We start from the raw sequence: 11,452 nt of genomic DNA, 5'->3' as shown, positions 1-11,452 counted from the left end.
GCCTTTGGGAAGCTTGGCGGTGATTGTGTAGGTCTCAGTGCCGTCGTTTTGCTTTCGTTCCTCGCGTTTTTTATCGATCACGCCACGCACGATGCCGTCTTTGTCGGCTTTGAGGGTGATGTTCTTTTTTGCGGCACTGGCGGTGAGCGGTTTCAAAGGCTGCCACAGGCTGTTGGCGGTGGTGGCTTCGAGTGCCTTTGTTTCCCACGCGGTCTGTGCAGCGGCGAGTTCGGGGCGCCGCTTGGCAAAGTCGGCCCGCAAGGCGGCGAGGCGCTTGGCGATGTCCGCCTGCTTTTTTTCGCCCTCGGCATCTAGGACTATCATGCCGGCCTCGCGACGACCGATGAGCGGCTCTTTGATGTCGGCGAAGAAAGCGCCGAGCGTGTAAAAGTCGCGTGTGGTGATGGGATCGAATTTGTGATCGTGACACTGCGCACAGCCGGTGGTCTGGCCCATCCAGGCGTTGCCGATGGCGCGGACGCGGTCGGTGAGCATGCGCTGCTCGTAGTCCTTCGCCTGGGCACCACCTTCCTCGGTGCTGAGGATGAGCCGGTTGAAGGCGGAGGCGACGCGGGTCTCTTGATTTGCATCCGGCATCAAGTCTCCGGCGATCTGCTCAATGGTGAAGCGGTCGAATGGTTTGTTTTTGTTGAACGACTGGATGACGTAGTCGCGGTAGGGCCAGACGTTGTGTGGGTTGTCACTGTGATAGCCGATGGTGTCGGCGAAACGGACCTGATCGAGCCACGCGATGGCCATGCGCTCGCCGAAGTGGGGAGAGGCCAGTAGGCTGTCGATTTCAGATTTCAGATTGGTGATTTCCGATTTCTGCGGCGGCAGGCCGGTGAGGTCGAAGGAGAGGCGGCGCAACAAGGTGCGGTCATCGGCCTTCGGGGACGGTTTGAGACCGATCTCGGCAAGGCGCTTTAGCACGAGGTGGTCGATGGGGTTCGCTCCAGCGGGGATGGTGGCTTTGATGGGCTTTTCATAGGCCCAGTGCTGCTGGTAGGCGGCACCTTGCTCGATCCATTTTTTGAGGATGTCCTTCTGCCGTTGCGTGAGCTTCTTGTGCGAATCCGGCGGCGGCATGAGGTCGTCCTCGTCATCGGTGAAGATGCGGGAGACGAGCTCGCTTTCGCTGGCTTTGCCGGGAATGAAGGCCTTGGCCTTCACGGCCTCGTCGCGGAGGTCGAGACGCAGATCAGCCTCGCGGTGCTTCGGGTCGTTGCCATGGCAGTAGAAGCAGTTGTCGCTCAAAATTGGGCGCACATCGCGGTTGAACTCAATTTTGGCCGGAACGGGCGGTTCGGCGACGGCGGCGCCGGCGGTGATTGCGGTGAGAAAAAAAAGGATTCGCTTCATGAGTGAGGAAATGTGCTGAGTTTTAGTACGTCCGGAGGAACTCGAACTATTGCGGTTCGCCGATGGTGGATGGCATCGCTATGATGGCTTTTTCGACGGCTTGTTTCATGCGATTGAGCACATAATACACCGTCTGGCTGCGCAGCCTCACTAGGTCGGCACCGATGATGCGCGGGACGAAATCTGAGGGCACGGCCAGGATTTCATCAGCGGTGCATCCATTCAGTCCTCTACAAAGAATCGCTGTCATGGCGCGTGTGAGGGTTTGGACTTTTGGGCCGAGTTCGATGGCAAAATGTACGCGTCCTACGAGATCAAGCTGAAGAAAGACACCAACGGTGTCTGAACACTCTTGATCCTTTCGCACGTCTTCGATGAGGTAAGTCTGGCCAGCTTTTTTAGTGAAAGCGGAGGATGTTTCGGCGATGTCGATCAAGTTTTCACGCCTTTCGGGTTCGGGCAGATGCTCGAAGAAGTCGATGATTTCCTGAAGGACGGGGGGCACGGGTTGAATGGCGAATGACGGGAAGGAAGTCCGCTTTATACATCACGTGACTCGATGGGGGCAAGAGCCGTCCTGTCGCGTGTTGTCATGGAATCCATTTTGAATCAGACTTTCCTGTGCCCAGCGGTTCCCGCTGAGATGATGGATCGTCTTTGGGAGTCGGGGTGGAGGCACTTCGGTGAGTCGTTTTTCCGCTACAATATCAGTATAGATGAGGAGGGTGTGAAGCTCATCACACCGCTGCGGCTGGACTTGGAAAGGAACCGTTTGAGTAAAAGCCAGCGCCGCGTTCTCCGGCGGAATGCGGATCTGCGCTGGGAGTTTGTGCCTGCGCAGCTCACTGAGGAGGCGCGGGGGATGTTTCAGCGTCACAAGGCTCGATTCAAAGACAATGTGCCGGATGATCTCGACACATTCCTTTCCTCCGAGCCTGCGACTGTGCCGAGCGAATGTCTGGAGTGTCGTGTTTTCGAGGGCGATTGTCTGATTGCTCTCAGTTATCTGGATGTCGGTCAGGCGGCCACTTCGGCGGTGTATGGGATGTTTGAGCCGGAGCATGCCTGGCGCAGTCTGGGGATCTTCACCATGCTGTTGGAGGTCGAGTTCAGCCGCTCGCGGGGGTGTCGCTACTATTATCCTGGCTACGCTACGCGGGAGGCGAGCGCTTACGATTATAAAAAACAGCTTCGGGGACTGGAGATGCTGGACTGGAAGACGGGAAAGTGGGATGCTCTGCCTCAGGATGAGCCTGCCATCCCGGCGTCGCTCATCCCGCCAAAGCCATGAATCCTTTCCAAATCGATCTCCGCCATCTGCCCGCCGACGGCAAGCAGATCACCGGCACACTGCCACCGTCGTTTTTCGACCTCTCACCCACGGATACCGCAAGGGCCGAGTCGCCTGTGACCTATGATCTGCAGATTGCACGGGACGGGGATGATCTCGTGGTGACGGGATCTCTGAGGGCGGAGTTCAGTCTGGAATGTGGGCGCTGTCTGGAGCGCTTCCATCAGTGCGTGGATTTGGCGGATTATCTGGCCGAAGTGCCGATTGAAAAGGAAGGCACGATGGACTTGACAGACCTTGTGAGGGAAGACATTCTGCTTGCCCTTCCGAACTTCCCGCGCTGTGAAGACGGCAACGTTGATCTGCGCGACTGTCCTGCCGAAGGTCGTTTCGATACTGCTGAATCGCACTTAGCAACTGAAACGCCTGATGCAGACGGCGGAGTTTGGAATGCCCTTGATCAATTAAAGAACTAGAACACCCCCTCGAACATGGCCAACCCCAAACGCCGTCAATCCAAGTGCCGTCAACGTCTCCGTCAGGGAGCCAACCGCTGGCGTGCCCCAGTCCTCAAGACTTGCCCTGAGTGCGGCACTTCCGTCCCCGGCCATGTGGCATGCCCATCCTGCGGCTACTACAAAGGTCGTCAGGTCCTCACCATCACTGCCACGGAGTAGTCCGTAGCTTCCAGATTTCAGCCAGCCCCGCCCTGCTTGTCAGGACGGGGCTTGTTGTTTTAGGCCTCCATTTTGACATTTGCGGTAAAGCTGGCTTGTGAGAGGAGGCTGCATCTTTGCCACCCTAGCCGCGCTCTGTCGGTGCTATAGTTTGAGGCTCCTGCCATGCAGGAGGCTTGGCCCCAGCCTTTGGTGTGCCTGCATCTCCACCATCAAAGCGGATGTCGGGAAGCTGATGCACGGCATGGCGCAGGGCTTTTTCCCAGGCGTTGTGGATGTCGATCAGATCGGGATCGTGGCTGTAGAGGCGGCGGTAGAGAGAGACGCGGAGGTCATCGCGACGGTAGATCAGGAGATCGACAGGTGGCCCTACGGTGGCGTTGGAGCGCATGGTGGCCTCCAGGGAGAGCAGGGCATATTTGGCGGACTGATAAATGGTGGTACTCTCGTAACTGATGCCACGATCGAGGATCGGGCGGCCATATTTACTCTCGCCGATCTGAAGATATGGCGAGTCCGGTGAGGAGCGAAGCGGATTGCCCTGAGGATAGATCAGGAAGAGTTCGTGCGGACCACCTTTGATCTGGCCGCCGAGAATGAGGTTCACATTGAAGCGGATATCGTCTTTCTCCAATGCGGCGCGGTCCAGATCCGAAATGCGCCGGACCATGCTGCCGACGACGCGTGCGGCGTCATACATGGACTCTGCTTTGGCGAGCCCCTTGCCTGCCTCAAAGTCCTGCCTCAGCAGTGTAATGACAGATTGACTGAGCGAGAGGCTGCCAGTGGTGAGGATGATGAAGACACGCTCACCTGGCAGGATAAATTGATGCATTTTCTGGCAGAGATTCATACGATCCGCACCCGCGCTGGAACGTGAGTCGGAGGCCAGCACGAGGCCGTCCGTGGTGTTGATGCCGAGGCAGTAGGACACGGGTTATTCTCCCTCGACGTCTGGGGTGATGGATGTGGTGACCAGCATGCTGGTGCAGGTGAAGGGGCCGAAAAGGGAAGCCTGCGCCACGTCTGCGGCATCCCGGCCATAGGCGATGACAATGCGGTTGCCGCCGGGTTTGTCTTCTGTTGCATCAAAGCTGAACCAACGCCCGCCGATGTAGGCTTCGAACCACGCGTGAAGGTCCATCGGGTTCAGACCATGAACAAAACCCACTACCATGCGCGCGGGGACATTGATCGCACGGCAGAGGGCGATGCCCAAATGCGCAAAGTCTCGGCACACTCCGCGCCGGGTTATGGTCGTCTCAAGGGCTGAGGTGGAAGAGTTACTCGTTCCACGACCATAGGCGATGTTGTCATGAATCCAGTTGCGCAGGTCGGTGACGTGTTGGTGGCTGCTCGGCGCCTTGCCCACGATGGAGGTCGCGAGATCGCCAAGTTTATCTGACTGACAATAGCGGCTCGGCAGCAGGTAATGCAGCACATCGACTGGCAGTTGCTTAACGGTCTGGAACGGGGCAAGCGGCTGGGTGTCCAAGCAAGCGGCTGGGTGTCCAACTCTGCAGGCACCCATGCCCGGCATTTCATTGAGTAATGAAATGTCCCCTTCGGCATGACGATGCGCTGGCACAGGTTGCCGTAAAAGTCGGTGTACTCCACGACGGACACGCGTGGCTTGATGAGGAATTCCTCACGCATGATCCACTGCCCCCAACCGCTGCGCGGACGCAGCATGAAGATGGCGTGAACCTCTGCAGGGATCACATATTCAAGGCAGCAGGAGGCGTCGATTGTCATGGTGGGGAGTCAGCGTGAAGAGTATCGGATCATCGCTGGCAGCGCACTCGCTCGCCATGGGGCCTACACCCCATGGCGGGAGTTGCTTTGCATCGGGAAAGTAGCCGCCAATGAAACAACGAACTGCATCCAAATCCCAAAAGCGCCCAGCCACTCCACTTTCCACCGAAGGACTGAATGCACGGCAGGATCAGGCCCCGACGATTGTGACTCCCACTTCTGCGGAAGTCGCGGATCGTGCCTATCTGAACTATGAAAACCATGGGGCCGCCGATGGCCATGATGTGGAAGACTGGCTCATAGCAGAGGGGGAATTGATTGCCGAGCGGCAGCATGCCGTGGTCACTCACTGAGGATCAGGCTCGGGATCTGTGAGTTGCTTTAATCTGGGGTTCTGATGACGATCGCCAAATCGGTTGCACATCCAGCAACTCCTCCTATTCTCATCCTCTCACCGCTACCCCGTGGTGTAATGGTAACACAGGAGATTTTGATTCTCTCGTTTAAGGTTCGAGTCCTTACGGGGTAACCACCAAGCGACAATGACCCGCTTCCGCCCCTGCATCGATCTCCACTCTGGTAAGGTAAAACAAATCGTCGGCTCCACGCTGAGCGACACGGGTGCCGGGCTGAAAACGAACTTCGTCAGTGACCGCGATGCCGCTTGGTATGGAGAACTCTATGCTCGTGATCAGCTCAATGGAGGCCATGTGATCATGCTTGGTCCGGACAATGAAGTAGCGGCGAAGTCGGCCCTCAGCGCCTTCCCTGGCGGCCTGCAACTCGGCGGCGGCATCCGCCCCTGCAATGCGGAGGAGTATCTCACCGCAGGGGCCAGCCATGTCATCGTCACCAGCTACCTCTTTGAAACCGACGGCACCTTTTCCGAGACGCGCCTGAACAAGATGGTCGCCGCAGCGGGCAAGGAGCGCCTCGTCATCGACCTGAGTTGCAAGGCCACAGGCAGCGGCTGGACCGTCGCCATGAATCGCTGGCAGACGCTGACTGATCTGCACGTCACGCCAGAAACACTGAAGCACCTCGCTGCGCACTGCGATGAGTTTTTGATCCATGCCGTCGATGTCGAGGGCAAGTGCGAAGGCATCGACGAGGGGCTGGTCACCTTTCTCGGCCAGCACAGTCCCGTTGCCATGACCTACGCAGGTGGCATTCATCGTCTCGAGGATCTGCATCGCATTCAGGAGCTGAGCGGAGGTCGGGTCGATGCCACCGTGGGCAGCGCGCTTGATCTTTTCGGCGGCACTGGCGTTCGCTATGCAGATTTGCTAAGCTTCAACCGTAGAACTCTCCCCGCATGAAAATCATCCGTTACTCCGACTCCTCCGGCCACATCCATCACGCCGCCCAGCAATCCGACGGCTCCGCGCTGGTCATTGAAGGCGACATCTTCGGCGCTCACAGCGTCACAGATCGCAAGGCCGATGTCGCCAAGCTGCTCGCCCCGGTCGAGCCTCGCATCATCCTTTGCATCGGTCTGAACTACAAATTCCACGCGGAGGAGAGCGGCATGGCCATCCCTCAGCATCCTGTGCTCTTCATCAAAAACCCAGCCGCCGTGCAAAACCCCGGTGATCCCATCCTGCTGCCCTCCGTCTTGAAGAGCGACAGCGTCGATTACGAGTGCGAGCTGGCCGTCGTCATCGGCAAAGCCGCCCGCAATGTCAGCAAGGCTGACGCGCTCGACTACGTGCTCGGCTACACCTGTGCCAATGACGTCAGCGCCCGTGACTGGCAGAAGAACGGCGGCGGCGGCCAGTGGTGCCGTGGCAAGACCTTTGATACCTTTTGCCCACTCGGCCCCGTGCTCGTCACGACGGATGAGATCCCGAACCCCAACGCGCTCGGCATCAAGACCATCCTCAATGGCGAAGCCGTGCAGGATTGGAACACGAACGACATGATCTTCGACGTGCCCACGCTCATCGAGTTCCTCAGCTCCGACACCACCCTCCTCCCCGGCACCGTCATCATCACCGGCACACCTCAGGGCGTCGGCATGGCACGCAAGCCCCCGCTTTGGATGAAATCGGGCGACAGCGTCACCATCGAGATCGAAGGCATCGGCAGCCTGACGAACCCTGTGGTGTAAAACGAACTTCCAAATTCGTTTGCAGGCCGAACTCAGAAGTTCGGCCTGCAACAATCAAAGCGCATTGATCGCCAGCAGTTCTGCCAGCTTCCCGTTCGCACGGTAAAATTCCGCCTCGGCCAGTCCGGCCTCGACGAGTCCCTCGCGCACGCTGGAGGCATCTGATTCGCCGAGGACGTGCTGCTTGATAAGCGCAGTCTTCTTCGCCTGAAGGGCGAGGAAACCTGCGTCCACTTCAGGTGTCATCGGATACTTGCCCGCTGCTTGCCCGGCCTTCAGCACTTCTTTGAAGGGCGCTCCTGACTTCGCGGCCTCTTGCTTCGCGGCATTCACGCCCGCATACCACTCGGCACAGATGACGCGGTAGTAGTCGCGCATCGCCTGCTTGTTGTAGTGAATGACGAGCTGACTGCCATCCACGGGCACCGTGCCCGTCGCGCGGAAGCTATCGGCATCGATGGTATCCACAAAGAAAAGATCATCTCCATCCACGGCGAACTCCCATTTCAGATCCCAGAGTTGCAGGCCGATCTCCTCCAGCAGTTCTCGCACCGCCCAGGCTCCGAGAAGTGCCATTCTGATCGTGCCGGTAAAGGATTGCGTGCTCAATCCTGACATCAGCAGGGCCTCCTGCTTTGTCACGGCACGATCTTCCGGCTCATACTTGCTGGTGAGATCATAGATCGGGCGATCCAACATCTGCCATGCGCGCATCGGGCCGCTCAGGCCGAGCTCCAGCTCAAAGGCGCGACGTTCCTTCTCGCTCAACGCCTCATATTTTCGCAGCACCGAGCTGCCGCTGGTCACACCGAAGCGCACGATGTATTCCAGTGGCACCACATAGGTGCTGCTCTGGTGAAACTGCGCGTAGTCGAAGACAAAGTTACCCATCACATTGCGCTGCGGCGGCTTCATCACGGGGAAGCGACGCACCACATTGTAGCAACTCGGGTTCGCAGGCATCCCGTTCGCGACGATTTCACCCGTCACCGCATCCATCATGCCGACATGATGAGTCTGCGCACCGGTTTCGATCATCGAAGGCAGCGTGCCATCCATGAGCTGCGAGCGCCACGTTTCACCCAGAGCCCCATTTTGCAGCAATGCCTTTTCCACCCGCTGCCAAGTCTCAGGCTGGCTGAGTCGTGCATACATCGCATGGCGAAAGATAGCCCGGTTCAGGTCATTCCCTTCGATTTTGAAAATGCTGCCCACATCGAAGACCGAGCCCGCCTCGGTCGTTTCGCAGACGATGAACCCTGGATGCTCCGGCACTGCGTAGAGGTTTTGCACTGAGCCGCGATAAACCGGCTCGCTGAGGCTGGAGGGAATGAGATGAGTGGGCAGGGTATTGGGCATGAGGTGCCCGCAGGCTCGCCAAGTCTGGGGGATATTTCAATTTTCAGTTTCAGTTTTTGCCATGGCCTGGCAGGCCATGAAGCCACTCTGGTGGCCCTGAAAAAGCCGTTGACCCCACCTCTGTCCGTGGCACTATCGCGACCCTCCACGCCCCGGCGGAAGCCTCTGCCCCGTCGGGTCCACGTGATTCCCCACCCATCCCCATGAAAAAACAAGGTCATCCTACGGTTCACGAAACCACCATCACCTGCACCTGTGGCACGGTTTATAACACCATGTCCACCGTGCAGAACCTCCGCATCGGCATTTGCGCCGGTTGCCATCCGTTCTTCACGGGTGAGCAGCGCTTCGTCGATACTGCCGGACGAGTCGATAAATTCGCCCAGCGTTACGGCACCTCGGTTGCCCGCCGCTCCGCACCGAAGCTCAGCGCAGCCTCCGCATAGTCGCCTCAGCTTTAAAAAGTATTCTTTCTCACATCGCGGACGCCCCAGTGGCCTCCGCGATGTTTGTTTTTGCAAACCTGCCCACTCCTGCCACTCTCCGCGCTCTCCTTTTATGGCCGCCCCCCTGCTCATCCACCTCGACGGTAAACTTGTCCCCGAATCCGAAGCCAAAGTCTCCGTCTTCGATCACGGCCTGCTCTATGGCGACGGCTGCTTCGAGGGCATCCGCATCTACAATGGCCGCGTCTTCCGTCTGACCGAGCATCTCGTGCGTCTTTATGAAAGCGCCCGCTCCATCCTGCTCACCATCCCGATCAGCATCGAGGAGATGGAAAAGGCCACCGTCGAGACCGTCGCGGCCAACAATCTGCGCGATGGCTACATCCGCCTCGTCATCACGCGCGGCGTCGGTTCGCTCGGTCTGAATCCCTACCAGTGCCCGAAGGCGGGAGTGATCATCATCGCCAGCGGCATCACCCTTTACCCGGCAGAGAAGTATGAGACCGGCCTGAACCTCATCACCTGCGCCACTCGCCGCCCAGCGACCGCCGCTTTGAGCCCACAGGTGAAGAGCCTGAACTACCTCAACAACATCATGGCCAAGATCGAGTGCATCCAGGCCGGATGTGAAGAAGGCATCATGCTGAACGAGCAGGGCTATGTGGCCGAGTGTACGGGCGACAACGTCTTCATCATCAAGAACGGTCAGGTCTTTACCCCCACCATCGCCAGCGGCGCGCTCAACGGCATCACCCGCATGGCCGTCATCGAAGTCATGCGCGAAATGGGACTCCAGGTCCACGAGATCACCATGACCCGCCACGAGATCTACACCTCCGACGAGTGCTTCCTCACCGGCACTGCTGCCGAGGTCATCCCCGCCGTGCAATACGACCGCCGCCCCATCGGTGACGGCAAGCCCGGCAAGCTCACCGCCGAGATCATCAAGCGCTTCAAAGTGCTCGCGAACTCCACCGGCACGCCCGTGCCGTATGCTTGATTGACCTCCTCGCTCACCCTGGATGCAAGAGTATCACCGCCTCCTCCGCAAAGTCCTCGATCACGGTTCCTACCGCGAGGACCGCACCGGCACTGGCGCGTATTCCGTCTTTGGTGAGCAGAGCCGCTACGATCTCAGCACGACCTTCCCCGTCGTCACGACGAAGAAGCTGCACCTCCGCAGCATCATCCATGAACTGCTTTGGTTCCTGAAAGGCGACACCAACGTCGGCTATCTGCGTGATAACAAAGTCACCATCTGGGACGAGTGGGCCGATGAAAACGGCGAACTCGGTCCCGTCTATGGCGCGCAATGGCGTCGTTGGCAGGGCACGCCCGAAGCGGAGCCTGTCGATCAAATCGCCAAGCTCATCCACGGCCTCAAAACCAATCCGTATAGCCGCCGCCACATCGTCAGCGCCTGGAACGTGCCTTACATCGACCAGATGGCCCTGCCCCCTTGCCACTGCTTGTTTCAGTTCTTCGTCGCCGAAGACAAACTGAGCTGCCAACTCTACCAACGCAGTGCCGATCTCTTCCTCGGCGTGCCTTTCAACATCGCCAGCTACAGCCTGCTAGTTCTCATGGTCGCTCAGGTCTGCGATTTGCAGCCCGGTGAGTTCGTCCACACCTTTGGCGACCTGCATCTCTACTCGAATCACATCGAGCAGGCCAAGCTCCAACTCACCCGCGAGCCAAGACCGCTCCCCGTGATGAAATTGAACCCCAACGTGAAGGATCTCTTCGATTTCAAATACGAAGACTTCACCCTCGAAGGCTACGATCCGCACCCTGCCATCAAGGCGGCCATCGCCGTCTGAGTTCGTAGTTCCGCCTTCAGGCGGTTTCTGGGTTTGCACACAACTCTTGGATTCGGAGTCGAAAATTGTAATCGCCACCTCATCGGGCACTCGCTTAAATCGCGGCCAATTCAGCCCGCTCTCCCGACGTGTCCGAACTTCTCCACGCCTCCATCAGCCCAAACCAGATCCTTCTTAGCCTTCTGCTCGGACTGGTCGTGTGCTACTGGCTGCTCGTCATTCTCGGCGCACTGGATTTCGAAACCGACATGCCTGATGACCTCGGCGATGGTGATGTGGACGCCCATCACGGCCACGGAGTGAATACCGGCGGTGCCTGGATCACAGCAGGTCGTCTCATGGGCTTCTCCCAGGTGCCCATTGTCGTGTGGGGAAGCTTCATCATCCTCTTCATGTGGTTCGTCTCGCTAGTGCTGAATCAGAAGTGGAATGTCGATGCCGACACTTTGCGAGCCTTGCTGCTCCTGCTGCCAAACTTTGCCATCAGCGCCATCGCCACGAAGCTGGTCACCATCCCCGTCGCCAAGCTTTTCAAAGCCATGGCCGATGCGGATACCGAGGCCGAGGAGGTCATCGGACGCACCGGCACCGTCGTCTCCATGGAAGCCGATGAACGTTACGGTCAGCTCGAA

15 protein-coding genes, 1 tRNA gene and 1 pseudogene are annotated in these 11,452 nt (G+C 58.5%); 11 read left to right on the top strand and 6 right to left on the bottom strand.

The genetic code is table 11. From position 1 onward, the window contains the following. Together AC6FTP_RS22985 and AC6FTP_RS22980 are read right to left on the bottom strand one after the other, a co-directional pair. Window positions 1-1,362: DUF1549 domain-containing protein (locus tag AC6FTP_RS22985; protein ID WP_497209243.1), on the bottom strand; the 1,362-nt coding region annotated here is incomplete at its 3' end. A gap of 46 nt (window positions 1,363-1,408) precedes the next feature. Beyond that, window positions 1,409-1,867, bottom strand: a complete 459-nt coding sequence (locus AC6FTP_RS22980) for a SufE family protein (RefSeq protein ID WP_497209242.1) — start codon at window positions 1,865-1,867, stop codon at window positions 1,409-1,411. A gap of 138 nt (window positions 1,868-2,005) precedes the next feature. Here AC6FTP_RS22980 and AC6FTP_RS22975 point away from each other — a divergent pair, with 138 nt between their 5' ends. The 3 genes from AC6FTP_RS22975 to rpmF are packed head-to-tail and all read left to right on the top strand — an operon-like array spanning window position 2,006 to window position 3,330. Further along, entirely contained in the window at window positions 2,006-2,653 is a 648-nt protein-coding gene (locus AC6FTP_RS22975) for an arginine-tRNA-protein transferase (RefSeq protein WP_497209241.1), read from the top strand. After that, window positions 2,650-3,129: a YceD family protein gene (locus AC6FTP_RS22970; protein ID WP_497209240.1), complete on the top strand. Its 480-nt coding sequence runs from the start codon at window positions 2,650-2,652 to the stop codon at window positions 3,127-3,129. Before AC6FTP_RS22975 ends, AC6FTP_RS22970 begins: the two co-directional genes overlap by 4 nt. 15 nt (window positions 3,130-3,144) lie before the next feature. Further along, the gene (gene rpmF, locus AC6FTP_RS22965; RefSeq protein WP_497204810.1) at window positions 3,145-3,330 is read left to right on the top strand and encodes a 50S ribosomal protein L32; all 186 of its coding nucleotides are present in this window, start codon (window positions 3,145-3,147) and stop codon (window positions 3,328-3,330) included. A 124-nt stretch (window positions 3,331-3,454) separates the two neighbouring features. On the opposite strand, the gene AC6FTP_RS22960 is transcribed toward rpmF, so the two are convergent. From AC6FTP_RS22960 to AC6FTP_RS22950, 3 genes and pseudogenes are all read right to left on the bottom strand, one after another. Next, the gene (locus AC6FTP_RS22960; RefSeq protein ID WP_497209239.1) at window positions 3,455-4,264 is read right to left on the bottom strand and encodes a proteasome-type protease; all 810 of its coding nucleotides are present in this window, start codon (window positions 4,262-4,264) and stop codon (window positions 3,455-3,457) included. Window positions 4,265-4,267: 3 nt separating this feature from the next. Then, a complete protein-coding gene (locus tag AC6FTP_RS22955; protein WP_497209238.1) occupies window positions 4,268-4,825 on the bottom strand; it encodes a transglutaminase-like domain-containing protein in 558 nt (185 codons plus the stop codon). Window positions 4,826-4,917: 92 nt separating this feature from the next. Next, window positions 4,918-4,986 (bottom strand): annotated as a pseudogene (locus tag AC6FTP_RS22950) (hypothetical protein); the annotation flags it as partial. A gap of 209 nt (window positions 4,987-5,195) precedes the next feature. Here AC6FTP_RS22950 and AC6FTP_RS22945 point away from each other — a divergent pair. From AC6FTP_RS22945 to AC6FTP_RS22930, 4 genes are all read left to right on the top strand, one after another. Next, complete coding sequence (locus AC6FTP_RS22945; protein ID WP_497209237.1) at window positions 5,196-5,438, top strand: DUF2934 domain-containing protein; 243 nt, start codon at window positions 5,196-5,198, stop codon at window positions 5,436-5,438. A 105-nt stretch (window positions 5,439-5,543) separates the two neighbouring features. Then, window positions 5,544-5,617, top strand: a tRNA-Gln gene (locus AC6FTP_RS22940). 10 nt (window positions 5,618-5,627) lie between these two features. Further along, window positions 5,628-6,404, top strand: a complete 777-nt coding sequence (hisA, locus tag AC6FTP_RS22935) for a phosphoribosylformimino-5-aminoimidazole carboxamide ribotide isomerase (protein WP_497209236.1) — start codon at window positions 5,628-5,630, stop codon at window positions 6,402-6,404. Further along, the gene (locus AC6FTP_RS22930) at window positions 6,401-7,195 is read left to right on the top strand and encodes a fumarylacetoacetate hydrolase family protein (protein ID WP_497209235.1); all 795 of its coding nucleotides are present in this window, start codon (window positions 6,401-6,403) and stop codon (window positions 7,193-7,195) included. The genes hisA and AC6FTP_RS22930 overlap by 4 nt, the downstream gene beginning before the upstream one ends. A gap of 54 nt (window positions 7,196-7,249) precedes the next feature. Here AC6FTP_RS22930 and AC6FTP_RS22925 read toward each other — a convergent pair whose 3' ends face one another. After that, window positions 7,250-8,554, bottom strand: coding sequence for a phosphoribosylaminoimidazolesuccinocarboxamide synthase (locus AC6FTP_RS22925; protein ID WP_497209234.1), 1,305 nt, complete (start codon window positions 8,552-8,554; stop codon window positions 7,250-7,252). Between the two features lie 203 nt (window positions 8,555-8,757). On the opposite strand from AC6FTP_RS22925, the gene rpmE reads away from it, so the two are divergent. The 4 genes from rpmE to AC6FTP_RS22905 all read left to right on the top strand — a co-directional run. Then, on the top strand, window positions 8,758-9,000 hold the full coding sequence (gene rpmE / locus AC6FTP_RS22920) for a 50S ribosomal protein L31 (protein WP_497209233.1): 243 nt from the start codon (window positions 8,758-8,760) through the stop codon (window positions 8,998-9,000). Between the two features lie 112 nt (window positions 9,001-9,112). Continuing rightward, a complete protein-coding gene (gene ilvE, locus AC6FTP_RS22915) occupies window positions 9,113-10,000 on the top strand; it encodes a branched-chain-amino-acid transaminase (RefSeq protein ID WP_497209232.1) in 888 nt (295 codons plus the stop codon). A gap of 22 nt (window positions 10,001-10,022) precedes the next feature. Beyond that, window positions 10,023-10,820, top strand: a complete 798-nt coding sequence (locus AC6FTP_RS22910; RefSeq protein WP_497209231.1) for a thymidylate synthase — start codon at window positions 10,023-10,025, stop codon at window positions 10,818-10,820. Window positions 10,821-10,948: 128 nt separating this feature from the next. Continuing rightward, on the top strand, window positions 10,949-11,452 hold a 504-nt coding region (locus AC6FTP_RS22905; RefSeq protein ID WP_497209230.1), incomplete at its 3' end, for a hypothetical protein.

The sequence above is a fragment of the Prosthecobacter sp. genome (assembly GCF_044378005.1).
Taxonomy (GTDB): domain Bacteria; phylum Verrucomicrobiota; class Verrucomicrobiia; order Verrucomicrobiales; family Verrucomicrobiaceae; genus Prosthecobacter.
This window is presented reverse-complemented; position numbering and strand designations above follow the sequence as displayed.

What these genes read in the sequence shown, in the direction of transcription:
- rpmF (WP_497204810.1), top strand. Translation starts at nt 3,145, where the DNA reads ATGGCCAACCCCAAACGCCGTCAATCCAAGTGCCGTCAACGTCTCCGT.
- AC6FTP_RS22925 (WP_497209234.1), bottom strand. Translation starts at nt 8,554, where the DNA reads ATGCCCAATACCCTGCCCACTCATCTCATTCCCTCCAGCCTCAGCGAG.
- AC6FTP_RS22930 (WP_497209235.1), top strand. Translation starts at nt 6,401, where the DNA reads ATGAAAATCATCCGTTACTCCGACTCCTCCGGCCACATCCATCACGCC.
- AC6FTP_RS22975 (WP_497209241.1), top strand. Translation starts at nt 2,006, where the DNA reads ATGATGGATCGTCTTTGGGAGTCGGGGTGGAGGCACTTCGGTGAGTCG.
- AC6FTP_RS22970 (WP_497209240.1), top strand. Translation starts at nt 2,650, where the DNA reads ATGAATCCTTTCCAAATCGATCTCCGCCATCTGCCCGCCGACGGCAAG.
- hisA (WP_497209236.1), top strand. Translation starts at nt 5,628, where the DNA reads ATGACCCGCTTCCGCCCCTGCATCGATCTCCACTCTGGTAAGGTAAAA.
- rpmE (WP_497209233.1), top strand. Translation starts at nt 8,758, where the DNA reads ATGAAAAAACAAGGTCATCCTACGGTTCACGAAACCACCATCACCTGC.
- AC6FTP_RS22945 (WP_497209237.1), top strand. Translation starts at nt 5,196, where the DNA reads ATGAAACAACGAACTGCATCCAAATCCCAAAAGCGCCCAGCCACTCCA.
- ilvE (WP_497209232.1), top strand. Translation starts at nt 9,113, where the DNA reads ATGGCCGCCCCCCTGCTCATCCACCTCGACGGTAAACTTGTCCCCGAA.
- AC6FTP_RS22910 (WP_497209231.1), top strand. Translation starts at nt 10,023, where the DNA reads ATGCAAGAGTATCACCGCCTCCTCCGCAAAGTCCTCGATCACGGTTCC.